Raw genomic sequence first — 25,648 nt, forward strand, 5'->3', positions numbered from 1 at the left:
GGTGCTGCAGTCACACCTTATTCAATTTCATGAATAACTAACGACCGCGAGGTGATGTGTCCACCGTTTAGAACCGGACTATCGGTCGCATCCTTGATCTGAATCAACGGAGTGACCATTACAACTTTGATCGTAGGTACATAATGACGCATATCGGAAACATGATTCATTGCCTTGACCCACACGCGCCCTAACCTGCATGACGTCTTTGCAAAACCGGAGCAGGCATGACAACCCGAAGCGACATCGAGGCCCTGATCGCACGCGTCGCTTTGCGCGACCGCGGCGCATTCGGGGCCCTTTACGATGCCACCAGCGGCAAATTGCTGGCGATCTGCCTGTCGGTCCTGAAAGACCGCGAAGAGGCCGAAGATACCCTGCAAGAGGTCTTCCTGCGCATCTGGAACAAGGCAGACCGCTATGCCGTCACCGGCCACAGCCCGATGACCTGGCTGATCACCCTGGCCCGCAACATCGCCATCGACCGACTGCGCGCCCGGCAACGGTCGCAATCCGGGCAGGACAGGACCGAGACGGATACATTGCCTGATTCCCGTCCCGGCCCCGAGGCTTCGACCATCGCCGCCTCCGAAAGCCAGCGCATCGTGAACTGTCTCGATGAACTGCCGGATCAGCGGGCCAGCGCCGTGCGCGGCGCCTATCTGGAAGGGGCCAGCTACGCCGATCTTGCGGCCAAGTTCGACGTGCCACTCAACACCATGCGGACCTGGCTGCGCCGGAGTCTGCAGAGCCTCAGGGAGTGCATGTCCCGATGAGCTCCGATCTGCCCGAAATGCCCGAAGACGACGACGAGCTGTTGGCCGCGGAATATGTCCTGCGCCTGCTCTCGGCGGATCTCGAAGGCGTCGCCGCGCGCCGCGTGGCCGAAGACCCGGAATTTGCCGCCCGCGTTCACCGCTGGGAATCCCGCCTGGCCGACCTGGCAGAGGAACTGGACGAGGTGAGACCCTCTCCCCGCGTCCGGCGCGCGCTGCTGGCCTCTGTCGGCGGGGCGCCGGAATCGCGCGCGCGTCGCTGGTGGCTGGGGGCTGGACTTGGCGCGGCGACGCTGGCCGCGCTGGCCTATGTCGCCCCCCTGCCCTTCCTGACCCGTGGCCCGGATCTTGGCGCTGAGCTGGCCTCTGCCGATGGTGCCCTGCGGTTCGAGGCGCATGTCACCGGCGAGGAGCTGGTGCTGGCCCGGCTCGAGGGTGGTCCGCGCGAAGGCCGCGCTCTGGAACTCTGGCTGATCGCGGCGGATGATCCGGCGCCGGTTTCGCTGGGCGTGCTGCCCGATGCGGAAGTGACCGAAATCGCGCTGTCACCGGCGGTGGCCGCCCGGATGGCCGGGGGCACGCTCGCCGTTTCGGACGAACCGCCCGGCGGCTCGCCCACCGGCGCCCCCACCGGAGAGGTCCTGGCCGCCGCGCCGCTTGTCGAACCCTGATCCGGCTGGACAGTCCCAAGCGGTCTGTTAGCCTCGCCGAAAAATCAGGAGTCCCCATGTCTCTCGACGCCACGCTTGCGCGCATCGACGCCGATCTTCCCGCTGCTCTGGATCGCCTCATGGCGCTCTTGCGCATTCCCTCCATCTCGACCGACCCGGCCTATGCCGACAAGTGTCAGCAGGCGGCGGACTGGCTGGTCCAGGACCTGCAAAGCCTTGGCATCGCGGCGGAAACCCGTGCCACGCCGGGGCACCCGATGGTCGTGGGCCATGTCGAGGGCGATGGCCCGCACGTCCTGTTCTACGGCCACTACGATGTGCAGCCGGTCGACCCGCTGGACCTCTGGGACCGCGATCCATTTGATCCCGCGATCGAGGAAACACCCAAGGGCCGCGTCATCCGCGGACGCGGCTCGTCGGACGACAAGGGCCAGCTGATGACCTTTGTCGAGGCGTGCCGGGCATGGAAGGCGGAACATGGCTCCATGCCCTGCCGCATCACTTTCTTCTTCGAGGGTGAGGAAGAAAGCGGGTCCCCCTCGCTGATCCCGTTCCTCAAGGAAAACAAGGAAGAGCTGAAAGCCGATATCGCCCTGATCTGCGACACCGGCCTGTTCGAAAGCCGCGTGCCCGCGATCATGACGCAGTTGCGCGGGCTGCTGGGTGAGCAGATCACCCTCACCGGCCCGGACAAGGACCTGCATTCCGGAATGTATGGTGGCGTCGCGCGCAATCCGATCCGCGTGCTGTCCCGCATCCTCGCCAACCTGCATGACGACAACGGCCATATCCAGGTGCCGCATTTCTACGATGGCGTGCCAGAACTGTCGGACGAGATGAAGGCACAGTGGGAGGCGCTCAACTTCGATCACGGCACCTTTCTGGGCGATGTCGGCCTGTCAAAGCCCGCCGGGGAACAGGACCGCAGTGCGCTGGAAATGATCTGGTCGCGGCCCACCGCCGAGATCAACGGCATCATCGGCGGCTACACCGGCGACGGGTTCAAGACCGTTCTGCCGTCCAAGGCCTCGGCCAAGGTCAGTTTCCGCCTTGTCGGCCAGCAGGACCCGCATGCCCTGCGCGAACATTTCCGTGAATGGGTCCGGGCGCAGTTGCCCGAGGATGTCTCGGTCGAGTTCCACGGCCACGGCGCCTCGCCCGCCAGCCAGATGCAGACCACCCACCCCGCCTTCGAATCCGCGCGCAGCGTGCTGGGCGCCGAATGGGGGCACGAGGCAGCCTTTACCGGCTGTGGCGGCTCGATCCCCGTGGCGGGTTATTTCAAGTCGATCCTCGACATGGACACGATGCTTGTCGGCTGGGGCAAGGACGACGACCAGATCCACTCTCCTAACGAGAAATACGACGTCGTGAGCTTTCACAAGGGCATCCGCAGCTGGGCCCGAATCCTGGATGCGATCCGTTAGACCAAAGGCAGGCGCCCCCGGCCAACCGGGGGCGCCTTACCGCGATTTTTCGCCAAAACCCGAACGATTTGAATGTGAAGGCCCGTTTCGCGCCACATTCTCATGCCATTCCTGCCCGAAAGACCCTTTACCGAATTGGGCATGACCATGCCCTATCGCCCCACCGCCTTCCGCAAGCAGGACCAAAGCGACTTCAGCCGCCGCGTCCGCCGTATCGACCCCGAGGCACAGGCCCAGGGGGCCGCCACGCGCCGGCGAGCGCAGCCCAAGATGCTGACAGCCGGTCTGACCGGATTTGGTGCGGCCTATGCGATCTCTGCCATCGCCACCAACCGCGACCGGATCGAACTGGCCCTCCGGCAGGAAGGTCTGGCACCGGACACCCAGCACCTTGTCCTTTCAGCCCTGACGGCGGCATTGGCCGCAACCCTTGTGATGCTGACCTTCCAGGTCATGCGTGCGGCCCTGACGGCCGGCGTGGCCCGCAAGAACGGTCGCGCCTACTTCCTTGGTGCCATTGTGGCCTTTGGGCTGTTCTACACGCCAGACTTCGTGTGGCAGCTGGGCTTTGACCTGCTGGACGGACGGTCGCAAAACGTCCTCGCAAGTGCCGGCGCCTTTTTCGAGGACAGCTTTCCCGGCCTGAACATCGACCAGATCAGCTTTACCTCCTCCGGTGGCCGCTAGGTCTAAATCAATCCCGTGAAACGATCAGGCAGCCGGTACTGTTGCGCATAATCCGGTCGCTTGAAGGCGTAGAACCCGGTCTCGCCACGCGGACCCCAGCTGCGCGCCATGCGCTTGCGCACCCAGCCCAGATCAAACCCTTCTTCCATCGGCAGATCCGCAAAGGCGTCGAAGACGGCCCTGTCCTCTCCCCGCGCCTCGGCAAACCAGTGACGACCGATCGCGGTATCCTGAACATCCGTACCGACCTCCTGCGTGACGGCATTGCGGGCGTTCATGGTCTGCACGTAGGTGCCGAAATCGCAGAATTTCAGGTGAAAGAGATACAGTTCGTCCGGCGTGACCAGCTTGTCATACTGGGTGAAATGCCCGCCGCGCGCGATCTTGACGCCCTGGCTGATGATGCAGGGCTTGGAGTAGTGCGGCGCGAGGCGCACATGGCGACGCGGACCGAGAATCGGGCCGGTGATCTCTTCGGGTTCGACGTCGATCCGGTGGATGACCTCCAGCCCCAGCGGCGTCAGCACGCGGCGCGGTTTCTGCTCCGCAAGGTAATCCAGCAGAGACCCACCATGCGCGGGATCCACCACCACCAGTTCATCCACGTCGCCCACGACCACATGCGTGTAGTAGCAGCGCAGCCCTTGGACAAGGTTGTTGAGAAGTCGCCAGCGCTTCATGTCGAAGTTAGGATGAGGATCGCCTGGTATCCCGATGATATTGCATCCTTCTGCGAGGTTTTCCACATCCTCGCCACGGCCATGATTGACGATGTAGCAATTTTCGCGCCCAAAGGTCTCGCCATAGTGGCGCAACCAGGCATTCAGGAAAAAGGCATCCCCGCGCACCATTGTCAGCGCCGCCGCCACCGATTGCATCTGCCCTGGCCTCTTTGTCGTTGTTTTGCCACGCAGACTACAGCACCGACGGCGATATGAGAATCGCATTCTGGGGAACGGACGGCTAGGTTTGCTCAGGGACCAGCACGAGGCGGATATGATCGGACAGGCAGTCGCGGACACCGGATGGCAGATGGCGAAAGGTCCGCTTCGGCCGCAGCGGTTCCAGGTGTTTGGCGAACGCTCTTCCGGCACGAATTTCGTCAAGCGGCTGGTGGCGCGCAACAGCACCCTGACACCGACCGAGGACATGGGCTGGAAACACGGGTTTCCCCACATGACGGCGATCCCGGCCGACTTGCTGGTGATTTGCTGTGTCCGCGACGCACGCGCCTGGTCCCTGTCGATGCATGCGAAACCCTGGCATTGCCCGCCCGCGATGCAGCTTTTGCCCTTTGCCGCGTTCCTGCGCGCGGAATGGGCCACGATCGCGGACCGCAAACGCTATTTTCCCCAGGTGGCTGAACATGGCGGGATCGGGCAACCCCTGCAGCATGACAGACACCCACTCACCGGGCGCCCCTTTGCAAATCTCCCGGCCCTGCGGCAGGCGAAACTGTCGGGGCTGATGTCCTTTTTGGAACGGGGCTGTTCCGTGGCCTTTTGCCGGCTCGAGGCCGTGCAGGCCGCGCCGGAGCATTTTGTCACCGCGCTGTCCGAGCACTTCGACCTGCCGGTTCATGCGCAGCCTTTCCGGCCGGTGGTCAAACGCCTTGGATCGAAATTCCGGCCTGCCGTGCCCGAGCGTCCCGAAACCCCGAGCCGTTTTCCCGAGGCCGACCTGCCCTTCCTGCGTGCGGGCCTGGACCTCGCGACCGAAGCCCGCCTCGGGTATGATTATTCCTGAGGACGGATCAGCACAGCCCTGAAATCATTGACATTCGTCCCCGTCGGGCCGGGCGCGAAGATGTCGCCCAGGGCCTCGAAGGCGCTGTAGGGGTCCTGCCTCTGGACATAGCCCATCGGGTCCTTGCCCTGTGCCCGAAGCCGGTCAAAGCTGCTGCCGTCGACAAAGGCACCGGCGTTGTCCTCTGTCCCGTCGATGCCGTCGCTGTCCGCCGCCAGGGCAGTGATCCCGGCCAGTCCTTCGATGCCCTCGGCAAACCCCATCAGAAAGGCCGTGTTCCGCCCGCCTCGCCCCGGGTTTTCCCCAAGCGTCACCGTGGTCTCGCCCCCGGACAACAGAACCACCGGCGCGCTGAAGGGCCGATTGCGCAGGGCGATTTCCCGGGCAACTGCCGCATGCACACGGCCCACGTCATAGGCCTCACCCTCGATCGCGTCAGACAGGATAGCGGCCGTCAGGCCCGCGGCTTCGACCCGCTCCGCCGCTGCCTCCAGCGACAGGCGGGCCGAGGCGACGACACGCACCGTGTTCCCCTGGAAGCAGGCGTCACCTGGGTTGGGCGCAGCGCTTGCATCACTTGAAATATGCGCCATAACCTTCTCCGGCAAAACGATATTCCGCGCCACTATCATGGCCAGCGCATCCTGCTGGCCAACCTCATCCGGAACGGTCGGCCCGGAGGCGACCTGCGCGGGATCGTCGCCCGGCACATCAGACACCACCAAAGAGACCACCCTTGCCGGATGCGCCGCAGCGGCCAGCCGTCCGCCCTTGATCCTGCTGACGTGCTTGCGGATCGCGTTCATCACGCCAATCGGCGCCCCGGATGCCAGCAACGCCCGGTTCAGCGCCTGCTCATCCGCCAGAGACAGCCCCTCGGGCGGTGCGGGCAAGAGCGCCGAACCGCCACCGCAGACCAACGCGACAACCAGGTCATCCTCCGTCAGCCCCTCGACCGCGCGAAAGACCGCCTTTGTGGCCATCAAGCCAGCCTCGTCCGGCACCGGATGCGCCGCTTCCATCACCGGCAGGTGACGGCAGGGCGTGGCATAGCCATACCGCGTGACAACTACCCCCTCGACCGGATCCTGCCAGAGGTCCTCGAAGGCCGCAGCCAGTTGCGCGGCCCCCTTGCCCAGGGCAACAACCACGGTCCGTCCCTTCGGCTTGTCCGGCAAAACCCCGGCGAGCGCCTTGGCCGGATCCGCCGCAGCCACCGCGACCTCGAACAGTTCGGTCAGAAAGCGCCGTTCATCCATATCCTGTCCCTGTTTCCTTCCTGTCGCATCAAGCCGGAGTCACGCCTTGGCGTGCATTCGCGCCAGGCGTTCGACATTTTCGCGCACATGGTCCAGCGGCGGACAGCTGCGGCGTGTCTCAAGCGAGACATGCAGCATGAACTGGTCCCCGGTGGCCAGCACCTCTCCGTCCGAGGCGCGCTTCATCTCGTGCCAAAGACGCAGCTTCTTGCCCTCGCCCAAGGTCACGCGCGTCTCGACGAAAATCTCTTCTCCGGCAAGCGTTTCCGCAAGATACTTGATGTTGGTTTCAGCGGTGAAATAGCTGTTTCCCGCGTCGATATAGGCCTGGTCGGCGCCGACATGGGTCATCAGCTCTTCCGAGGCGTCCGAGAAGACCTGGCCATAGCGCCCCTCGTTCATGTGGCCGTTCAGATCGGTCCAGTCCACCGGCACGACACGGCGCACGGTCACCATCGGCACGGTTTCCTCCAGCGGGCCGCGCATCCGGTCGTCCTGCGCGCGGATCAGCCTGCCCGCCGCCGCGCCCTGCATCTTGAGCGCCCGCAGAATCGCCACCAGGTTGTCATCCCGCAACCGTTCCAGGTCACGGATCGACATGTGACCGGACTGCGCATCCGACTGCTCCGTGATCAGGTCGACAAGCTCGTCGGTGAACTCCGGCACATCCGTCAACCTGGTCCAGGGCCAGGACAGGCAAGGACCGAACTGGGCCATGAAATGCCGCATCCCGGCCTCGCCACCGGCGACGCGATAGGTCTCGAACAGGCCCATCTGCGCCCACCGCAGGCCAAAGCCATAGCGGATCGCGTTGTCGATCTCTTCGGTCGTGGCGATACCGTCCTTGACCAGCCACAAGGCCTCGCGCCAGACCGCCTCGAGGAACCGGTCCGCGATATGGGCGTCGATCTCGGCCCGGACATGCAGCGGGTACATGCCGATCCCGGTGAGGATCTCGCGCGCCTTTTGCACGATGTCCGGCGCCGCCCCCTCGCCGGGCACCAGCTCGACCAGCGGCAAGAGGTAGACTGGGTTGAAGGGATGCGCGACGACAATCTGACCGGGACGCGCCGCCCCCTCCTGCAGCTGCGAGGGTTTGAACCCGCTGGTAGACGAGGCCAGCACCGCGCCGGGTTCGCAGGCGTCCTGGATCTCGGCATAGACCTTGTGTTTCAGGTCCAGCCGTTCGGGCACGCTTTCCTGGATGTACTCGGCGCCCTCAACCGCCTCGGCAAGGCTGTCGTGGAAACTGATTGCGCCCCGTGCCGGCATCGGTGCCTCGAACAGCATGGGCAGGGTCCGCGCGGCCCCGGCCATGACCTCGCCGATCTTGCGCTCGGCCTCGGGGTCGGGATCGTAGACCCGCACCTCCCAGCCCATCAGCGCAAAACGCGCCGCCCAGCCTCCACCGATGACACCACCGCCGATGATCGCTGCCCGTCTTGCCACGTCACACTCCCTGTTTGGTTTCGTTTCCACCCTAAGCGGCCCTTTATCTGACCGAAAGTGCCCCGCGCCCTGTTCCCGCCCTCAGGGGGACAGGGTTTCCGTGTGCCCGTCGATCGCCAGGATCTGCCCGGAAATCTTGCGGGCCGCGGGCGAAGAGAGCCAGAGAACCGTCTCGGCCACGTCCTCTGCCGTCACCCAGCTGCGCAGCGAGACACCGCGCACGTAAAGCGCGCGCACCTCCTCGGGGCTGAGGCCCGACGCCGCGCTTTCCATTGCGACAACCCTGTCCATCCGGTCGCCCTCGACCGCGCCCGGGCAGATCGCGTTCACCCGAATGCCTGCCGGACCCAACTCCATCGCCAGGGTCTTGGTCAGCCCGACGATGGCCCATTTGGCCGAGGCATAGGGCGCGCGCAAAGGGTAGCCATGCAGGCCGGCGGTCGAACTGGTCAAGACGATCAGCCCGTCGCCCTGCGCGCGCATGACACGCGCCGCCCAGCGGCAGGTCAGGAAGGCACCCGTCAGGTTGACGTCGAGACAGGCCCGCCAGGCGTCCAGGTCCAGCGTCTCGATCCGGCCCGCCTGCCCGCCCGTTCCGGCGTTTGCACAGACCACGTCAACGCCGCCGAACGTCTCTTCGACACGGCCAAGGAAGGCGGTCATGGCACTCTCGTCGGTCACATCGACGACCTCAGCCAGGGCCTGCGGATGGTCGGTGCGAAATGCATCGACCGCAGAGGGATCGACGTCGCAGACAGCCACCCGGTCACCCCGGGCAAGACAGCCCTCGGCCATCGCCCGGCCAAGGCCCGCGGCCCCTGCGGTGATCAGAACCCGGGTCATTCCTGCTCCAGCCGTTCCAGGTCATAGCCGTACCAGGCCAGGATTTCGCGCGCCGCGCGCAGACGTTCCCCGGGAGTCCCGGTGCGGTCCATGATCCAGACCCGCCGCCCATCGGGATCGCCAAGCGCCGCCGTCCTGTTGTCCGCGTCGATCCAGTAGACCCAGACCGGCGCGCCACCAAGCATCAGCCGTCCCTGCCCCTCATCCGTGACCGGCATCGCGCGCGCGCCAATCACCGCTTGCCCCGCGTCGAACCTCACCCGCGTGCCGGGGTGCACTCCAGCGCCCTGGACAACGCGCCAGTCCCCGCTAAGCCGCCCCAGGGCCGCATCCGCCTGCGAGGCCACGGGTGCCGTGGGATTGCGCAGCGGCAGATCGATGTTCGGCGGGGCAGCAGCGCATCCGGCCAGCGCGAGGACAAGGCACAAGGCCCTCACGCCAAACGCTCCGCGACGACCCCGGCCAGAACCTTGCCAAAGCGGTGATGCGCCTCCGGCTCCCAGTGGACGCCGTCCTTGGGCGATACGGCGACGTGATCGCCGGCGCGCAGGAAACCGGCCCCTTGCCGCTCGGCAGCCGCCTCGATGAACCCGTCCATCCCGGCCTGCCGTGCCTCGGCCCCGGCAAAGACCTCGCGCAGGGCGCCGGTTTCCTGCACCGGCACCGGAGAGACAAGGAGGATATCGCGCACCACACCTTCGGCCCGCGCCATCAGCGCCAGCCGCTCGACCGAGCGGGCGATTTCCCAGGCGCTGACCGAAAAGCGTATCTTGAGGTCGTTGGTGCCCAGCATGAGCACCATCAGGTCAATCGGCTTGTGGCTGTGCAGGATCGCAGGCAGCACCGTCGCACCGTTGCGCATGCCGCCCTCGACCACGTCATCGTGCACGGTGGTGCGCCCGGGCAGCCCCTCGTCGATGACGCGGAAACCGGCGCCCAACTCGCGGGCCATCACGTCGGGCCAGCGGTCTCCGGGCGGATGGCGCAGGTCCACGCCGGGCGCCGGAAGCGGCGCCGTGCCGTGGGTATTGCTGTCGCCGTAACACAGGATCGTCTTCATGCCACCCTCCCCGCTTTGCGCCCATCCAGACGGCATAGCGACGGGGCGTCAATCCCTCAAATGCACGGTTTCGCCTTGTTTTTCGCGGCGCGACTCGGCACAACACCTGCCGTTGACCCTGCGTCCGCACCCCAAGGCCCGCTGCCACACGAGAGGCCCATGCGCGACAGCGATGACCAGACGGCGCCCCTGCGCGGGGCGCGCCACGCGCGGCTGTTCGCGCTCTACCGGCAGGAACGCTTGCCCGGGGACGAAAGCCCTGTCCCCGTCCACCGCGAAACCGTGCTCAGCCCCGAAGAGGCGCGCCGCCTGCAAGAGGTGGCCATTGCCTCTCTCAGCCGCGGAACCCCGTGGCGACAACGAATTTTTCGCTTGAATCGGACCGGCTCGCCGGCGGCTTGAAATTCGCGACCTTTTCGAACCGGCGTTTGAGCTCGGCCTGAAGGCTGCCCTCGGCCCCGCCCTGAAGCACCTTGGCGACAAAGGTGCCGCCCTCTTCCAGCACGTCGAAGGCCAGGTGCGCCGCCGCCTCGCACAGGGCGATGATCCGCAGGTGATCGGTCTGCTTGTGCCCGGACGAGGCCGCGGCCATGTCCGACATGACCACATCGGCCTTGCCCCCCAGCCAGGCCTTGACCTTGTCGTCGGCACCGTCCTCCATGAAATCCAGCTGGTGGATCTCGGCCCCCGGGATCGGGTCGACCACTTGCAGGTCGACACCCAGGACGAACCCCTGCGCCTTGCCCTGCTTTTCCCCCAGCGCATTGACCCGCGGCACTGCCACCTGGCACCAGCCACCGGGCGCGCATCCCAGGTCGACCACCCGTGCGCCGGGCACGAGGAACCGATACTTGTCGTCGATTTCCAGGATCTTGAAGGCCGCGCGTCCGCGATACCCCGCGTCCTTGGCGCGCTTGACGTAAGGGTCGTTCAGCTGCCGTTGCAGCCAGAGCGTCGACGAGAGCTTGCGCCCCCGCGCGGTCTTGACCTTGACCTTGAGGTCACGCTGCCCGCGCCCCGAGCTGTTCTTGCCGCCGGATTTACTGCCTGTGGGTTTCTTCGCCATCTGAACGCGACCTTGCTTTGGGAACCCCTTGCATACGCCAATGCGGCGCCACTCGAAAGACCGTTCCCGATCACGCGCTGCCTGTTGCCTTTTCTCGCCAAAGGAGACCAAATGCCGGCGCAGGACCGCAACAGGAGAGACCCATGCCCTATTACGACATTTTCCTTGCTCCGATCCGGGATGACAAGAAGGCCGCCTACGGCGATTTCGTCAAATTCACCCAGGGGATGTTCATCGGCCTGGGCGCGACGGATGTCGTCGATCTCTGGCCCAGCGACATCCCCGATGGCGAGGTCACGTCGCTGCCGCTGGCGGTCAAGGCGCAAGAGGGCGAGAGCGTCGCCGCAGGGTACATCGTCTGGCCGTCGAAAGAGGTCCGGGATGCGGGCTGGGGCAAGATGATGAGCGACGAAGAGCCCTTCGACATGCCCTTCGACGGCAAACGCATGATCTTTGGCGGTTTCGAAGAACTGATGCGGACCACCGCCTGAGGGGCGCCCCCGTCAGAGAGGGCCGTCCTCCAGCACGCCATCGGCGGACATCTGGGCGTACAGCAGCCCCTCACGCAGACCCCGATCGGCCACCGAAAGGCGGTCGGTCGGCCAAAGCCGCAGCAAAGCCTGCAGGATCGCCGACCCGCTCATGATCAGCGCATGCCGGTCCGGGCCGATGCGCGGGTCCTTGCGGCGGCCCGCCGGTCCCATCGCCAGGTAGCGCTGGATCACAGCCTCGATCTGGTCCGAGGACATGCGCAGCCCGTCCACCTTGGTCCGGTCGTAGCGGCGCAGGCCAAGGTGCGAGGCGGCAACGGTCGTGACCGTGCCCGAGGTGCCGACGATCTGGAATCCCTCGCGCGCCTGTTCGTCCTGGTACGGGGCGAATTCGGCCAGGTTTTCCTCGAAATACCAGCTCATCAGCGCATAGCGCGCGGCATCGTCCATGACGTCGGAAAACTGGTCGCGTAGCGTTGCCACGCCCAGCGGCACGCTGATCCAGTCCACCACCTTGGCCGAGGGGAACGGGCTGTCGGGCGGATGAAAGCCCGCGTGCAGGCGCATGATCGCGCGCGGCCGTTCCCGGGGCGCGACCTTGCTGAGGTCGATCCAGACCAGTTCCGTCGACCCGCCGCCGATATCCACCACCAAGAGCTGTTCGGTCTTGGTCGAGACCAGCGGCGCGCAGGAAATCACTGCCAGACGCGCTTCTTCCTCGGGCTGGATGATCTCCATCTTCAACCCGGTTTCACGCTGGATGTGGCGGATGAACTCCCGCGCGTTGCGCGCCCGGCGACAGGCCTCTGTCGCGACCAGACGCATCCGGGTCACCTTGTGGCGTTCGATTTTCTGACGGCACACATGCAGGGCCGACACCGTACGCCCCATCGAGGCGCGGCTAAGTCGGCCAGTCTTTTCGAGACCGTACCCTAGCTGGACGGACTTCGAAAAGCTGTCGACCACATGGAACTGGCTGCCCTTCGGCTGGGCAATCAGCATGCGGCAACTGTTTGTTCCCAGATCCAGCGCCGCATAGAGCGCGTTGGGATCTGGCCGTGATGGCGCGGGGCTCTCGACCGGTTTCGGGAAAGCGCCCGCAGCCTTGGGACGCTTTGGCGCCATGACGTCGCGCCTTTTCCGAGATCAACTTGCCTTCACGATACGCGCCGTTCCCCTATCGCGCAAGCATCATGTATCCGGGGTCCCAGCGGATTGACAAAGTAATCGCGCAGGTAGTCGTACTCGGCGTCCAAAAGCGGGCGCAACCGGTCGATGGTGCGCCCCTCGAGGTCGAAGATCGACAGCTTTCCGCCGCTGGAATTGGCATGCGGCATCCGGACGGTTTCGCCGGTGCGTCGGCTCAGGTCAGCGGCCAGTTCGTCGAGTTCGCCGGTGCGATAGACCCGGTCGTAATCGCCACGCAGGTCCGGGCCAAGGAACAACTCGGCCCCCAGAACGTGGTGCTTGACGATGGACGATTTGCGCCGGTAGCGCGGCAAGCGACAAAAGAACGTGTCGGGGTCCGGGTTCACCGGCAGGCCGCCTGTCGCGCGCACCCTTGGGCTGTCCTTGAGCGCGCGGCGCTTGACGACGATGTCGGTGTAGCACGACATAAGGCGCTTCGCCGGATCGCGCACCACGCAGAACCGAAAGAAATCGGCGTGTTCGGCCCAGAGCCCGGGATGATACCGCCGTGTCTGGTAGATCCGGTGCCAGGTCTGGAAATCGGGCTTGTCCGGGACAGCCACCCAGGGGTCCAGCATCGCAAGCGCCTTCTTCACCGATGAACACCCCGCCTTCGGCAGGGCGACATAGGCCAGTTTCCAGGCGTCGATTGCGATGACCAAGGCGCATTCCCTTCCCTTGCGTGACATGCGGCTACCAGCGGTATGCGGCAGAATTCGGGCACAAACCTTAATTTTCCTCATCTAGATGGTGAGAACTTCTGACCTTCGTTGCGGTTGGAACCCGGACGCACCCGGCATAAGCTGTCGCGCATGGCGCGGGACAAGTCGAAAATCGACCCGTGCCCATGTCGTACCGCGCGTAAAGAAGCACGAAGAAGCAAGGGAATCGGACCTATGGCAGAGCTGACCATCGTCTACTGGCGCGACATCCCCGCCCAGGTCATCGTGGGCAAGGGCCGCCGTGGCGCCAAGGTCCAGCTGCCCGAACGGTTCGAGCAGGCCATCGACCGCGCCGCCATGAAAACTGGCGCCGCCGAGACGGACGCCTATCTTGCAGAGTGGCGCAAGGTGGCCTCCGGCTCGGTCGAGGGCGACCCGCAGGAAGCCGCAAACGCCGAAGCCGCACGGCTGGAGGCGGAGTTCGATCAAGAGCGCATCAAGGCGCTCATCGCCAACGACGGCTGGGCCTGAGGCCCGGATCACGACATGACCCTTAAGGAGACGCTCATGGCCCTCTTGAACTTCCGCAAGCGCGACGAGGCCCCCAAAACCGGCAACCCCGAGATGGAGGCCTTCCTGCAGAACTACTCGATCGAGGTCATGCCGCGCACGGCCTCCAAGGTCGAGGATTTCCGCGCGCTGCTGCCCGAGGGCACCCGCGTCTACATCGCCCATATCGAGGGCACGCCGATCGAGGAAATGGTCGCCACGGCCAAGCGCCTGTCGGGCGAAGGCTATAACGTGATGCCGCATTTCCCGGCCCGGATCATCAAGGATGCCGCGACGCTGGAAAACTGGATCGCCATGTACCAGGGCGAGGCAGGCGTCGAGCAGGCGCTGCTGCTGGCCGGTGGCGTGACCGAACCGCACGGCGATTTCCACAGCTCCATGCAGCTGATGGAAACCGGCCTCTTCGACAAGGCGGGCTTCAAGCGGCTGCATGTCGCCGGTCACCCCGAGGGCAACAAGGACATCGACCCGAACGGCGGCGACGCCACCGTGATGGAAGCGCTGCGCTGGAAACAGTCGTTCAGCGAACGCACCGACGCGCAGATGGCCCTGGCCACCCAGTTCGCCTTTGACGCCGGTCCGATCATCACCTGGGCCAACCGCCTGAAATCCGAGGGCATCGACCTGCCCGTGCACATCGGCATCGCCGGCCCGGCAAAGCTGCAGACCCTGATCAAGTTCGCCATCGCCTGCGGCGTCGGCCCCTCGCTCAAGGTCCTGCAAAAGCGCGCGATGGACGTGTCCAAGCTGCTGCTGCCCTACGAGCCGACAGAGGTCCTGTCGCAGCTCGCGGCCCACAAGGCGGCCAACCCGGACTTCAACATCGAACAGGTCCACTTCTTCCCGCTGGGCGGCATCAAGACGAACGCCGAATGGGCCATCGCAAACGGCGGCGCCTCGGGCCGTCCAGCCGCGGCACATGGCTGAGGCATGACCCGACCGGCCCTGCTGTTCGACCTGGACGGCACAATGCTGATGACCGATGACATTCATCGGGAGGTCTTCGTCGACCTGATGGTGCCCTATGGCATCGAGGTCACCGAGGACTTCTACATGGCAAATGTGCACGGCCGGCTGAACACGGATTTCTTTGCCGAGTTCCTGCCGGAACTCGAAGATCCGCAGGGCCTGTCGGACCTCAAGGAGGCGCGGTTCCGCGACCGCCTGCCGCGTCCCTACCCGGCCATGCCCGGGGCCGAAAAGCTGATCGACCGGGCGCAGGCCGAAGGCTGGGCGCTGGCCGTCGTGACCAATGCCAACCGGCTCAACGCCGAGGCCATGCTCGAGGCCGTGGGCCTGCGCGCGGCCTTCGAGGTGCTGGTCATCGGCGAGGAATGCGCCCGGGGCAAACCCGACCCCGAGCCTTACCTGGCGGCGATGCGTGCGCTGGACATCGCGCCCGGCCATGCCGTCGCCTTCGAGGACAGCGCCTCGGGGCTGCGCGCCGCGGCCGCGTCGGGTGCTTATACCGTGGGGCTCCGTTCGGGGCTTGCGGATGCAGACCTGCGTGCCCACGGCGCGCAGGACACGATACAAGATTTCAACGACCCCGCGCTCGAGCTGATCCTCGGGCGCCTGACAGGAGAGCCAGTTCAATGACCCGCACCATCGTCGAGTCGAAAACCAAAACCGCCGTCATCGGCTTTGACGAACCGTTCTGCGTGATCGGCGAGCGGATCAACCCCACGGGCCGCAAGATCCTGAACGTGGAACTCGAAGCCGGCGATTTCAGCCGCGTCGAGGCCGACGCCATCGCGCAGGTTGCCGCCGGCGCCACCGTTCTGGACATCAACTCGGGCGCCGTCTTCTCCAACAAGATGGCCGAGGATCCGCGCTACGCCGACAACAACTTTGTAGAGCCGACGCTGATGCGCCAGCTGGTCGAAGTGGTGCAGAAGGTCGTCGACATCCCGCTCTGCATCGACAGCTCGGTTCCCGGCGCCCTGGAAAACGGCCTGGCCGCCGCCGAAGGCCGTCCGCTGCTGAACTCGGTCACTGGTGAGGAAGAGCGCCTGGAACTGGTTCTGCCGCTGGTCAAGAAATACAACGTGCCGGTCGTGGCGATCTCGAACGACGACACGGGCATCTCCGAAGACCCCGAGGTCCGCTTTGCCGTGGCCAAGAAGATCGTCGAGCGCGCCGCCGATTTCGGCATCCCCGCGCATGACATCGTGGTCGACCCGCTGGTGATGCCCATCGGCGCAATGGCCACCGCGGGCCAGCAGGTCTTTACCCTGGTTCGCCGTCTGCGCGAGGAACTGGGCGTGAACACCACCTGCGGCGCCTCGAACATCTCCTTCGGCCTGCCGAACCGTCACGGCATCAACAACGCCTTCCTGCCGATGGCGATGGGCGCGGGCATGACCTCGGCCATCATGAACCCGGTCGCCCTGCCGGTGAACGCCGCCAAGATCGCCGAGAAAAAGGCCGAAGTTGCCGCCGCCGGGATCATCCTGCCCGAGGACATCGACGACGAGACCTTTGTCACCCTCTTCGGCATGGGCTCGACCAAGCCGCGCGCCGGCAAGGAGATGGAGGCCATCCGCGCCGCCAACTTCCTGACCAACAACGACGACGGCGGCGCCGCCTGGATCGAGTTCAACCGCCAGGCCCCCAAGGCCGGCCAGGAAGGCCGCGGCCGCGCAGGCCGCACCGGCGGCCGCCGCCGCCGGGCCTGAGTCCACAGATCAAAGGCCCGGCCTACCGCCGGGCCTTTTTTTCTAACAGCGTCGAGAACAGAGATTCTCGCAGGGGATTCCGTCATTGTCCCCGTCGCGTACCTTTTGCCCGCATTGAACCAGCTTGAAACAGGCCTCCTCGCAAGAGCGCAGGCGCTTGCAGCTCACGTTTCGGCAGTCAAAAGCCTGCGCCGTCCGAAACTGATCCAGACGCTGCGTCGGTGTGGACTTTTCTGGCTCGGCCAGAACCGAGCCTGCGACAAAGACCACCGCCAGAAAGAGCAATCGCCCCATAATACCACCATCATGCGTTAACGAATTGTTAACCTTTGACGTGGTCGTGCAAGCAAGGCAACGGAAATCCTCCACAAACCTTTACTCACTCATCCGTCACCCGGACGAGCAAATTCGTCAGAGAGCCAAGCCCAACTGGCGCAGCTTGGTGTTTTCCGCCGCACAGAACAACCCGTCCCGCAGGCGTTCCGGCGTGCAGGGCAGCCGCAGGGAGGTGTCTGCGATGGCGCTGCGCTCCAGCGAGGTATCGTCGCGCACGAACTCGGACGACATCACAAGAATGGTCAGCATGGGGTTCGTGCGGCGCAGGGACAGCAGGACATCCACTGCTTGTTCCAGCGGCCCGAAGACATCAATGTTCACCAGGAAGGCGGCGCCGTCGCCGTCCACCCGCTCCGCGATCCGCAACGCGTCGCGGACCTGTCCAAAGACCGTCACCGACGCCACCCAATCGCCCAGCCCGCCAAGCTGGTCCGCGATGCCGTCGTGGGGCGCTTGCAGGATAAAAAGGTCCAGGTCCCAGATCTCCGGCGCGCGTCCGCCCGTGTCGGGGTCGGTGAGCGTGTCATAGGTCGCAAAGGCCCGCTCCGCCGCAGCCATAGCGCCTCTCCGGGTCCGAAGGAAATGAACCTCTGCACTTTCCGTCCAGAGCTCGTTGCGTTTGGTCCCCACGGGCAAAACCTCTTGTTGCGGGCCAGAGCCCGTGTTTCCGTATCTGCTTTCTGTTGGCGGCGTTCAACTTAGTGGTGTGGAAACGATCCCAAACCCCCGCAACGCGGTCAAGCAACCAGAGTAACAGGAGGCCATTTTTCGCCTATCGCGTGCAGGAGCATTTCTGCTGTTGTCAGCGTCCAACGCTGGAACTTCACCTGACGGGTTATTACTTCCAGACCACAGTCGTTTAAGATATTAAATATTTAAATACAGCATATTACGCTACATTCTTAAAGTGTCAGGCGACCTGGATGCGCACAGAGGGAACCTGAAACAAAGCGACATGAAGTCCTTGCAGACGGTGGCATATTCTTGCCCAAACGCCTTGGCCGCCGCACACATTCCGCGCAGCCGCACCAGGACTGCCAGGTAAGCTACCGCTTGACGACCCCCAGGTCCAACACAACCCCCGCGTGATCACTGGCATGCGGACGATGAAGCCCGGTTTCCGGCAGACGCTCGGCGCCTTCCGGCCCCGCCTCCCGTCCCATTCCGGCGCGCAACACCTGCGGCACGACCCCTTCGAGCCGGGCGGCCAGCATGGGTGAGGCGATCAATCCGTCGGGCGCGCCATAGCGCCGCTCATCTGGCTGGAAATAGGTCCAGCGCTCGGCCTCGGGCAGCCGCAGCATCAGGTTTTCGCCAAGCGCCTCAAGCGGTGCCACGGCCCGTTCGGACGCCGTTCCCGGCTCGTTCAGGTCCCCCGCCACCAGCCACAGCGGTCCGGCGCGCGCCACCAACCGCGCAAGCGCCTCCGCCTCCAGCCGCCGCACCGCCCAGGCCCGCGCCGCATCCGGGTATGGCGCCTTGAAATGCACGACGAAAAGCGTCAGCTCGCCAAAACGCAACTCCAGACCGTCGCGCCGAAAGATCGGTAGATCGCGGGCCATGTCCTCGGGCGGATCGAGGCCCAGGTCCTCGGGTGTCACCTCCGCGTGGCTGGCGGCATGATCCCAGGGACTGCGCGACATGATCGCCACGTCCAGGCCACGCCCATCGTTGCCCGGCATGCACAGCCGCCAGGGATAGGGCGCACAGTGTTGCATCAGGTAGCGGTCGTGAAAGGCATCCAGGCTGGCCTGGTCAAAGACCTCCTGCAAGGCCAGCACGTCGGCATCCGCCTGCGCCAGCAGTGCCGCGGTCAACCGGCGGTCCGCCTCGTCCAGCGCCGGGCTTTCGTCATCGTCACGGTCGCGCGCTCCGAAAACCTTGCCATCCGGCATCAAACGCAGGTTCTGCATGTTCAGGGTCGCGATCCGCATGGCTCACAGTCGGACCGGCCCCACACCGGGGTCAAGCCCGCCCGTGCAACCGGGTTTGACCGGAATCGCTTGTGACGGAATACTGAGGGCGCATTTCTCGGAGTTTTGCCCATGAAAAAGCTTGTTTTGGCACTTTTCGGCCTGCTCGCCCTGCCCGCCCATGCGGCCGAGTTGCGGGTGATCGGCATGACCAACGATGCCATCGACATCCAGGCCCCGGACCCGGCCATCGCCTGCACCCATAGGATCACCGGCCAGTTTGCACCGGGCGATGCCGACCGCATGGCCCGCAGCCTGCGCAGCTCCATCGAAGGCTGGCGCAGCCAGAACCGGTACGGCGTTTCCGTCATCTGCCTGGACAGTCCCGGCGGCGCCATTTCCGAAGCGTTGAAACTGGGCGCGGTGCTGCGCGAGATGGCCATTGGAACCAAGCTTGAGGCCGGTGCACGCTGTGAAAGCGCCTGCGCCTTGCTGTTCATGGCGGGCAGCTTTCACGCCCATGAAAGCGGCTATTACAAGTGGCGGGTCATGCATCCGACGGCGCGGCTTGGGTTTCACGCCCCATCGCTCCAGGTCGAGCGCGGCGACTACGACGCGGCGACCGTCACCCGCGCCTATGCCCTGGCGATGGAGACCTTGGCCCGCACCGTCGAGGATCTCATGCAGAACCGTGGCTTCGAGGACGGCGAGCATCTGAAACCTTCGCTGATCGCCACCATGTTGCGCACCCCGCCGGACCGCATGTTCCATGTCGAAACCGTTGACCAGGCCGGCCGCTGGGGGATCACGATCGGGCCGCTGCGCCCCACCTCCCAGACAATGACAGAGATGGATTTCCGCCGTGCCTGTGCCAACCAGAAAGCCTGGGGCGCGGATGAAAGCGCCACGTCGGACATCTACTGGCAACAGAAATTCGTCAACTGGAAGACCGATCAATGGGGCGAAACCGTCGAGGTCATCACCAATGACATGACCGGCGAAGGCTGCGAATACTCGGTCCCCAAGGGCGCCGCGCGCAGCAAGCGTGTGCCGGTCTCGCAGGTTCAATACGGGTATTTCTCGCTCCTCGAGGCCGCGGATCCGGGACTACGCCTTGACCGGTTGCCCTATTGATCCGCAACTGCCCCGTTTCACGGGCCATCGGCCCCGGAATGCAGCGGTTATTGCACCAGCGCGATCCTGCAATCGGTGCCCAGAGGTGTCAGGCGGGCCGGCGCAATCGCAAGGCCGACGAAATCATGGACGATCGCGGCCAGCAGGTCCTCGACCGGCGAGAGACTGTCCAGGATCGGCGAGAGCAGTCCGCCGACGAGGCCGGTTGTCAGGTTGGCCAGAGGCAACTGCCCCAGCAAGCTCAGCAGAGCGGAATCCAGTTCCGACAAGGTGCCTTCTAGCCGCGGCGCCACAACGGCCGTCCGGTGCCGCGCAATGTCCCGCGCCGTGAACCCGATCTCCTGCGGGGCGGATTGCACCAGCGCGATCTCATCGCGCACGGTCAGCCCCAGCGCCGTCAGGTCGATGTAGAGATCCACCAGCCCGGCCTGCACCGGATCGAAGATCGCCACCGGTTCGCCGCGCGCGGCAGCATGACAGCTGGAGGCGCGGTCGGTCAGTCTCGCCTCGGCATGGGCGACGCGCAGCGACAGGTCCAGCGTCACCAGGCCCAACAGGTCCAGCCCCTGAACCGCCAGCCGGATCTGCGCGGTTTCCGCATAGGCCTCGGGCGTGCCCGGTTCGACATTGGCGACGATGCGGCGCGGTTCGACGATGGTCAGCGACACCGGCACATCGGCCAGTGGCCCCAGGTCCGCACGCAGGTTCAGGTCCAGCGCATGTTCGCCCAGAAGTTCGACGGAGCCGAAGACAAGATCGCTGCCGCTGATGAAAGACCCGGGGATACGGGTGCCGATCGCCATGCCCCGGGTGCCGGAATCCAGGTGCAGTATATCGCCCAGGCGCAGGGCCGCATCCGGCGCGTTCACCTCGGCACCGACCGCCAGCGACAGGATCCGCGACAGGGCAATATCCGCATCCAGCACGTCGCCGTAGGTCAACGGCGCGTCGAGATCGACAGAAAGCGTTTCCAACAGCGCATCGGTGCGCAGGAACAGCGCCCCCTCGGAACAGATCGCATCCAGGTCCGCGCCCAGGATCGGCTCGAGCGCACCGTGAAACAGGTTGAGCGACAGCAGGCAGTTGGCCAGGCTGAAACTCACCCTCTCGCGGGCGACGGCAGTGGCCTGACGGGTGATCACGGTGGCCTTTTCGCGGCCCAGGAAACCGGCCACTTGCATATGGGCATCGGCCACCGCCTTGACATGCGCGGCATTGGGGCGCCGCGGGTCCGTGGATGCGGGCGTAAAGACGCCCTGTTCGAACCGGCCCAGTGTCACCTGCGCCGGTTGCAGCGCGCGGGCGGGAAAGAGGTCATTATACGCCACCGACCGGGAGGCCTGGACAAAGGCCCGCTCTTCGTCACCCACGTGGCGTACGGCCTCGAGGGCGGAAAAATCGGCCTGCGCCTGCACATGGCTGCGATGGTCGTTCAGGTAAAGCAGGTCGATGGTCATGGCCGCGCCCAAAAGCAGCGCGGGCAGGATCATCAAGGTGGCCGTGGTGATGGAACCGCACTCGTTACGCCAGAACATGTCAGCCTCCCATGATGAGGGCACGGCCGACGATCACGTCAGAGCCGCCGTTGAAGGCCCGGATCAGGGGGGAGAACCCGATGCTCGAGGCGTCATAGGTCAGCGTCACCCGGCTCCACCCCGGTATCTCGGCGGGGGAACAGGACAGGCCCGTGATCTTGTCGGGGTCGATCAGCGTCAGAGTGGTGACCATCTCGGGGACCAGAACATCCCCCACCTGGCGGCACAGCGCGGGGTGATCCGGCGCCGCGACCCGATGCTGTAGGGCCTGTCGCGCGACCTCGTAGGTCAATTGCTGCACGTTGCCGATGGTGATGACGTAGACCGACAACCAGATGCACCCGGCGATCAGGAAGATCAGCCCCGGAAAGAGGATCGAGAACTCGACCGTCGAGCTGCCCTGTTCATCCTTAACGAGCCGAAGGACCCGTGTTCTTGCCGTGGAAACCAACATGCCACTTATCCTGAATTTGAGAAACATCAATTTCAGGTTGTAGGAAAAATACGGTCCTCGGGCGTCAGGAATGTGGCTGAAATGTGAATTGTTATCCGGGATGCATCTTTGGGCATTGCCCCGGTCGCGGTTGGCGCTATCGAAAATCGCGGGAAAAGCCGGGGCCAGGGCCTGTCTCAGGCCTTGGCCTTCTTCTTTTCGGCGACAACCTTTTCGGCCAGATCACGCGCTATGGCAAAGGCGCCCTGGATCTTGTCCTTGTCACGTTTCCAATCGCGGCGCACCACGATCTTGTTGTCGCGCACCTTGGCAAGTCCATCCTGTGCCTTGATGAATTCGACCAGCCCCTGGGGCGAGGCGAACTTGTCGTTGTGGAATTGGATCGTGGCGCCCTTGGGGCCCCCGTCCAGCTTGGCAATGCCGGCCTTCTTGCACATGGCCTTGATCCGAACCACCAGAAGCAGTGTGTTCACCTCGCGCGGCAGCTTGCCGAAACGGTCGATCAGCTCGGCGGCAAAGCCTTCCAGTTCGACCTTGGTGGTCAGCCCCGACAAGCGGCGATACAGGCCCAGGCGTACGTCCAGATCGGGCACGTAATCCTCGGGGATCAGCACCGGCACGCCAAGGTTGATCTGCGGCGCCCATTGATCGTCCGCCTCGGACAGGCCATCCATCTCGCCAGCGCGGATCTTGGCAATCGCCTCTTCCAGCATCGACTGGTACAACTCGTAGCCCACGTCGCGCATCTGGCCCGACTGTTCCTCGCCCAGCAGGTTCCCGGCGCCGCGAATGTCCAGGTCCTGCGAGGCAAGGCTGAAGCCCGCCCCCAGGGTGTCGATGCTGCCCAGCACCCGCAGCCGCTTTTCCGCCGTCTGGGTCAGTTTCATACGGGGTTTCGTGGTCAGATAGGCATAGGCGCGGGTCTTGGACCGGCCCACGCGGCCCCGTATCTGGTAAAGCTGGCTGAGGCCGAACATATCGGCGCGATGCACCACCATCGTGTTGGCGGTTGGGATGTCCAGACCGGATTCCACGATGGTCGTCGCCAACAGCACGTCATAGCGCCCGTCGTAAAAGGCGTTCATGCGGTCGTCCAATTCGCCCGCCGCCATCTGGCCATGCGCGACGACGTAGGACACCTCGGGCACCTGTTCCTTCAGGAACTCCTCGACCTCCGGCAGATCGCTCAGGCGCGGGACGACGAAAAAGCTCTGCCCGCCCCGGTAATGCTCGCGCAACAGCGCCTCGCGGATCGTCACCGGGTCGAATTCGGACACATAGGTGCGGATCGACAGGCGGTCGACCGGCGGCGTGCCGATGACCGACAGGTCGCGCACGCCTGTCAAAGACAGCTGCAGCGTGCGCGGGATCGGCGTGGCGGTCAGCGTCAGGACGTGGATGTCCGAGCGCAGCTGTTTCAGCCGTTCCTTGTGCTGCACCCCGAACCGCTGTTCCTCGTCGATGATCAGCAGGCCCAGGTTGTTGAACCGGATGCCCTTGGCCAGCAGCGCGTGCGTGCCGACGGCAATATCGACGGTGCCCTTGGAAATCCCGTCGCGGGTCAGCGCCGCCTGCCGGGAGGAGACAAACCGCGACAGCGGATTGACCTCCAGCGGAAAGCCCCGGAACCGTTCGGCAAAGCTGTTGTAGTGCTGGCGCGCCAAGAGCGTCGTGGGTGCGATCACCGCCACCTGCACCCCCGACATGGCCGCGACAAAGGCCGCCCGCATGGCGACCTCGGTCTTGCCGAACCCCACGTCGCCGCAGATCAGACGGTCCATCGGCTGACCCGAGTGCATGTCCTCCATCACGTCCTCGATGGCACGCAGCTGGTCGTCGGTTTCCTGGTAGGGGAAACGCGCGGCAAAGGATTCATAGGCCCCCGCCGGCGGGTCCATGATCGGGGCCTTGCGCAGGGCGCGCTCGGCAGCAATCCGGATCAGGCGGTCGGCCATCTCGCGGATGCGCTGTTTCAGCTTGGCCTTCTTGGCCTGCCATGCGCCGCCGCCCAGCTTGTCCAGCAGACCCTCGTCATGGCCATACTTGGACAGCAGTTCGATGTTCTCGACCGGCAGGTACAGCTTGGCCCCTTCGGCATATTCCAGCGTCAGGCATTCATGCGCGGCGCCGGCGGCGGTGACGACCTCCAGCCCAAGGTAGCGACCGATGCCGTGATCGACGTGCACCACCAGGTCGCCGGGGCTCAGCGACTGGTGCTCGGTGATGAAATTCTCGGCCTTGCGGCGTTTCTTGGGCTGTCGGATCAGCCGGTCGCCCAGAACGTCCTGTTCCGAGATGACGGTCAGGCGTCCCTTGTCGCCCGCAGGGTCCCAGGGCGCGACAAAGCCCGCCTCCAGCGACCAGACCGCCAGGTGCAGCCCGCGCTTGTCGATCCGCGTGCCGTTGGCAACGGGGATCGCCTCCGCCAGACCCTCGTCCTCGATCAGGCCGGTCAGACGTTCCCGCGCGCCCTCCGAGTAGGAAGCGATGACCACCGGCCCGTCCTGCAGGCATTTCTGAACATGATCGGCCAGCGTCTTGAAGAGGCTGATGTTTTCCTGCTGGCGCTCGGGCGAGAAATTGCGCCCGATGCGCCCTCCCGCATCCACCACGCCCGGCCCGCTGGCCTGCGGCAGCGGGTGGAACTGCACCTGACGCTTGCCCTCCAGCGCCGCTTCCCAGGCGCCATCGTCCAGGTAGAGGGTTTCGGGCGGGATCGGCTTGTAAACCGTGCTGCCAAGGGTCTTTTTCTGGCTCAGGGCGTGGCGGCGAGTCTCGTACTGATCGGCGATACTGTCCCAGCGCGACAGGCGCGAAGGCGTCAGCTGATCGTCCATCAGAACGGGCGCAGCGGGCAGGTAATCGAACAGGGTTTCCAGCCGCGCGTGGAAGAAGGGCAGCCAGTGTTCGACACCCGCATGTTTGCGCCCCGCGCTGACCGCCTCGTAGAGCGGATCGTCGGTCCCCGCCGCGCCGAATTCGATCCGGTAGTTCTGCCGGAACCGCGTGATCGCCGCCTCGTCGAGGATGACCTCGGACACCGGCGCCAGTTCGACCACGTCCAGTTTCTCGGTCGTGCGCTGGCTGACCGGATCGAACCGCCGCGCGCCGTCCAGGACGTCGCCGAAAAAATCCAGCCGCACCGGCCCGCCGTCGCCCGGCGGGTAGATGTCGATGATGCCGCCCCGCACCGCGTAATCGCCCGGTTCGGTCACGGTCGGCGCCTGGCTGAACCCCATCCGGACCAGAAAGGCGCGCAGGCCCGCCTCGTCCACGCGGTCACCGACACGGGCGGCAAAGGCCGCCTCGCGCAGCACCTCACGCGCGGGCAGGTATTGCATCGCCGCAGAGAGCGTCGTCAGCAGGACGAACCGCGACGGCCCGCCATGCACCAGCCCCGCCAGCGTCGCCATGCGCGCGGCAGAGATGTCGGCATTGGGTGAAACCCGGTCATAAGGCAGGCAGTCCCAGGCCGGAAAGTGCACCACCGGCATGTCCGGCGCAAAGAAGGCCAGCGCATCGCGCATGGCCGCCAGCCGCTTGTCGTCGCGCGCGATATGGATGACCGGCCCCTTGGCCTTGTCCACCTCACGCAGCACCAGCCGGGCGTCAAAGCCCTCGGGCGCGCCGCCCATGATGATCCGCTGCTCTGTCATGGAGGCTCAAATGGCGCGCTGCGCGACCGGCGTCAACCTGCCCTTTG

At 65.1% G+C, this 25,648-nt stretch carries 25 protein-coding genes; 11 read left to right on the forward strand and 14 right to left on the reverse strand.

The window, feature by feature from the left end; genetic code table 11:
- Positions 1 to 227 precede the first annotated feature (227 nt).
- The 4 genes from BLQ71_RS02840 (at position 228) to BLQ71_RS02855 (ending at position 3,561) form a co-directional block, all read left to right on the forward strand.
- Complete coding sequence (locus BLQ71_RS02840) at positions 228 to 776, forward strand: sigma-70 family RNA polymerase sigma factor (RefSeq protein ID WP_074620627.1); 549 nt, start codon at positions 228 to 230, stop codon at positions 774 to 776.
- Entirely contained in the window at positions 773 to 1,447 is a 675-nt protein-coding gene (locus BLQ71_RS02845; protein ID WP_074620628.1) for an anti-sigma factor, read from the forward strand. Before BLQ71_RS02840 ends, BLQ71_RS02845 begins: the two co-directional genes overlap by 4 nt.
- A 56-nt stretch (positions 1,448 to 1,503) precedes the next feature.
- On the forward strand, positions 1,504 to 2,874 hold the full coding sequence (locus BLQ71_RS02850; RefSeq protein WP_074620629.1) for a M20/M25/M40 family metallo-hydrolase: 1,371 nt from the start codon (positions 1,504 to 1,506) through the stop codon (positions 2,872 to 2,874).
- 147 nt (positions 2,875 to 3,021) lie between these two features.
- Complete coding sequence (locus BLQ71_RS02855) at positions 3,022 to 3,561, forward strand: hypothetical protein (RefSeq protein ID WP_139168467.1); 540 nt, start codon at positions 3,022 to 3,024, stop codon at positions 3,559 to 3,561.
- A gap of 2 nt (positions 3,562 to 3,563) precedes the next feature.
- Here BLQ71_RS02855 and BLQ71_RS02860 read toward each other — a convergent pair whose 3' ends face one another.
- Entirely contained in the window at positions 3,564 to 4,439 is an 876-nt protein-coding gene (locus BLQ71_RS02860; protein WP_074620631.1) for a glycosyltransferase family protein, read from the reverse strand.
- 118 nt (positions 4,440 to 4,557) lie between these two features.
- Here BLQ71_RS02860 and BLQ71_RS02865 point away from each other — a divergent pair, with 118 nt between their 5' ends.
- A complete protein-coding gene (locus tag BLQ71_RS02865) occupies positions 4,558 to 5,307 on the forward strand; it encodes a hypothetical protein (protein ID WP_074620683.1) in 750 nt (249 codons plus the stop codon).
- On the opposite strand, the gene BLQ71_RS02870 is transcribed toward BLQ71_RS02865, so the two are convergent.
- The 6 genes from BLQ71_RS02870 to BLQ71_RS02900 all read right to left on the reverse strand — a co-directional run bounded on the left by BLQ71_RS02870 (position 5,298) and on the right by BLQ71_RS02900 (position 10,984).
- Positions 5,298 to 6,566, reverse strand: a complete 1,269-nt coding sequence (locus BLQ71_RS02870) for a glycerate kinase type-2 family protein (protein WP_074620632.1) — start codon at positions 6,564 to 6,566, stop codon at positions 5,298 to 5,300. The two genes, BLQ71_RS02865 and BLQ71_RS02870, sit on opposite strands and share 10 nt — an antisense overlap.
- 39 nt (positions 6,567 to 6,605) lie before the next feature.
- The gene (locus tag BLQ71_RS02875) at positions 6,606 to 8,015 is read right to left on the reverse strand and encodes a carnitine 3-dehydrogenase (protein WP_074620633.1); all 1,410 of its coding nucleotides are present in this window, start codon (positions 8,013 to 8,015) and stop codon (positions 6,606 to 6,608) included.
- A gap of 81 nt (positions 8,016 to 8,096) precedes the next feature.
- Positions 8,097 to 8,858, reverse strand: a complete 762-nt coding sequence (locus tag BLQ71_RS02880) for an SDR family oxidoreductase (protein WP_074620634.1) — start codon at positions 8,856 to 8,858, stop codon at positions 8,097 to 8,099.
- Complete coding sequence (locus tag BLQ71_RS02885) at positions 8,855 to 9,295, reverse strand: lipocalin family protein (RefSeq protein WP_074620635.1); 441 nt, start codon at positions 9,293 to 9,295, stop codon at positions 8,855 to 8,857. The genes BLQ71_RS02880 and BLQ71_RS02885 overlap by 4 nt, the downstream gene beginning before the upstream one ends.
- Positions 9,292 to 9,918 carry an SGNH/GDSL hydrolase family protein gene (locus tag BLQ71_RS02890; protein ID WP_074620636.1) on the reverse strand — a complete coding sequence of 209 codons (627 nt, stop codon included), beginning with the start codon at positions 9,916 to 9,918 and terminating at the stop codon, positions 9,292 to 9,294. Before BLQ71_RS02890 ends, BLQ71_RS02885 begins: the two co-directional genes overlap by 4 nt.
- Positions 9,919 to 10,252: 334 nt before the next feature.
- Complete coding sequence (locus tag BLQ71_RS02900; protein WP_043138676.1) at positions 10,253 to 10,984, reverse strand: RlmE family RNA methyltransferase; 732 nt, start codon at positions 10,982 to 10,984, stop codon at positions 10,253 to 10,255.
- Between the two features lie 143 nt (positions 10,985 to 11,127).
- Here BLQ71_RS02900 and BLQ71_RS02905 point away from each other — a divergent pair, with 143 nt between their 5' ends.
- A complete protein-coding gene (locus BLQ71_RS02905) occupies positions 11,128 to 11,475 on the forward strand; it encodes a DUF1428 domain-containing protein (RefSeq protein WP_074620638.1) in 348 nt (115 codons plus the stop codon).
- A gap of 12 nt (positions 11,476 to 11,487) precedes the next feature.
- Here the strand turns inward: BLQ71_RS02905 and BLQ71_RS02910 are convergent, their stop codons facing one another.
- The gene (locus tag BLQ71_RS02910) at positions 11,488 to 12,600 is read right to left on the reverse strand and encodes a Ppx/GppA phosphatase family protein (RefSeq protein WP_043138673.1); all 1,113 of its coding nucleotides are present in this window, start codon (positions 12,598 to 12,600) and stop codon (positions 11,488 to 11,490) included.
- Positions 12,601 to 12,632: 32 nt separating this feature from the next.
- Positions 12,633 to 13,325, reverse strand: coding sequence for a sulfotransferase family 2 domain-containing protein (locus BLQ71_RS02915; RefSeq protein WP_074620639.1), 693 nt, complete (start codon positions 13,323 to 13,325; stop codon positions 12,633 to 12,635).
- 234 nt (positions 13,326 to 13,559) lie between these two features.
- Here BLQ71_RS02915 and BLQ71_RS02920 point away from each other — a divergent pair, with 234 nt between their 5' ends.
- Genes BLQ71_RS02920 through BLQ71_RS02935 form a run of 4 tightly spaced genes read left to right on the forward strand, consistent with a single transcriptional unit; the run spans position 13,560 to position 16,573 of the window.
- Positions 13,560 to 13,856, forward strand: a complete 297-nt coding sequence (locus BLQ71_RS02920) for a virulence factor (RefSeq protein ID WP_074620640.1) — start codon at positions 13,560 to 13,562, stop codon at positions 13,854 to 13,856.
- 36 nt (positions 13,857 to 13,892) lie between these two features.
- On the forward strand, positions 13,893 to 14,822 hold the full coding sequence (locus BLQ71_RS02925) for a methylenetetrahydrofolate reductase (protein ID WP_069208899.1): 930 nt from the start codon (positions 13,893 to 13,895) through the stop codon (positions 14,820 to 14,822).
- Positions 14,823 to 14,825: 3 nt separating this feature from the next.
- Positions 14,826 to 15,494 carry an HAD family hydrolase gene (locus BLQ71_RS02930; RefSeq protein ID WP_074620641.1) on the forward strand — a complete coding sequence of 223 codons (669 nt, stop codon included), beginning with the start codon at positions 14,826 to 14,828 and terminating at the stop codon, positions 15,492 to 15,494.
- Positions 15,491 to 16,573: a methyltetrahydrofolate cobalamin methyltransferase gene (locus BLQ71_RS02935; RefSeq protein ID WP_074620642.1), complete on the forward strand. Its 1,083-nt coding sequence runs from the start codon at positions 15,491 to 15,493 to the stop codon at positions 16,571 to 16,573. The genes BLQ71_RS02930 and BLQ71_RS02935 overlap by 4 nt, the downstream gene beginning before the upstream one ends.
- A gap of 411 nt (positions 16,574 to 16,984) precedes the next feature.
- Here the strand turns inward: BLQ71_RS02935 and BLQ71_RS02945 are convergent, their stop codons facing one another.
- The gene (locus BLQ71_RS02945; protein ID WP_069208900.1) at positions 16,985 to 17,467 is read right to left on the reverse strand and encodes a hypothetical protein; all 483 of its coding nucleotides are present in this window, start codon (positions 17,465 to 17,467) and stop codon (positions 16,985 to 16,987) included.
- A 488-nt stretch (positions 17,468 to 17,955) separates the two neighbouring features.
- On the reverse strand, positions 17,956 to 18,843 hold the full coding sequence (locus BLQ71_RS02950; RefSeq protein ID WP_074620643.1) for an endonuclease/exonuclease/phosphatase family protein: 888 nt from the start codon (positions 18,841 to 18,843) through the stop codon (positions 17,956 to 17,958).
- Between the two features lie 111 nt (positions 18,844 to 18,954).
- Here BLQ71_RS02950 and BLQ71_RS02955 point away from each other — a divergent pair, with 111 nt between their 5' ends.
- A complete protein-coding gene (locus BLQ71_RS02955; RefSeq protein WP_074620644.1) occupies positions 18,955 to 19,956 on the forward strand; it encodes a COG3904 family protein in 1,002 nt (333 codons plus the stop codon).
- Between the two features lie 47 nt (positions 19,957 to 20,003).
- Here BLQ71_RS02955 and BLQ71_RS02960 read toward each other — a convergent pair whose 3' ends face one another.
- The 3 genes from BLQ71_RS02960 to mfd all read right to left on the reverse strand — a co-directional run bounded on the left by BLQ71_RS02960 (position 20,004) and on the right by mfd (position 25,601).
- Entirely contained in the window at positions 20,004 to 21,491 is a 1,488-nt protein-coding gene (locus BLQ71_RS02960; protein ID WP_074620645.1) for a pilus assembly protein TadG-related protein, read from the reverse strand.
- Position 21,492: 1 nt separating this feature from the next.
- Positions 21,493 to 21,945: a TadE/TadG family type IV pilus assembly protein gene (locus BLQ71_RS02965; protein ID WP_069208904.1), complete on the reverse strand. Its 453-nt coding sequence runs from the start codon at positions 21,943 to 21,945 to the stop codon at positions 21,493 to 21,495.
- Positions 21,946 to 22,121: 176 nt separating this feature from the next.
- Positions 22,122 to 25,601: a transcription-repair coupling factor gene (gene mfd / locus BLQ71_RS02970; RefSeq protein ID WP_074620646.1), complete on the reverse strand. Its 3,480-nt coding sequence runs from the start codon at positions 25,599 to 25,601 to the stop codon at positions 22,122 to 22,124.
- Positions 25,602 to 25,648 lie beyond the last annotated feature (47 nt).

Source organism: Antarctobacter albus (genome assembly GCF_900101505.1).
Taxonomy (GTDB): Bacteria; Pseudomonadota; Alphaproteobacteria; order Rhodobacterales; family Rhodobacteraceae; genus Antarctobacter; species Antarctobacter albus.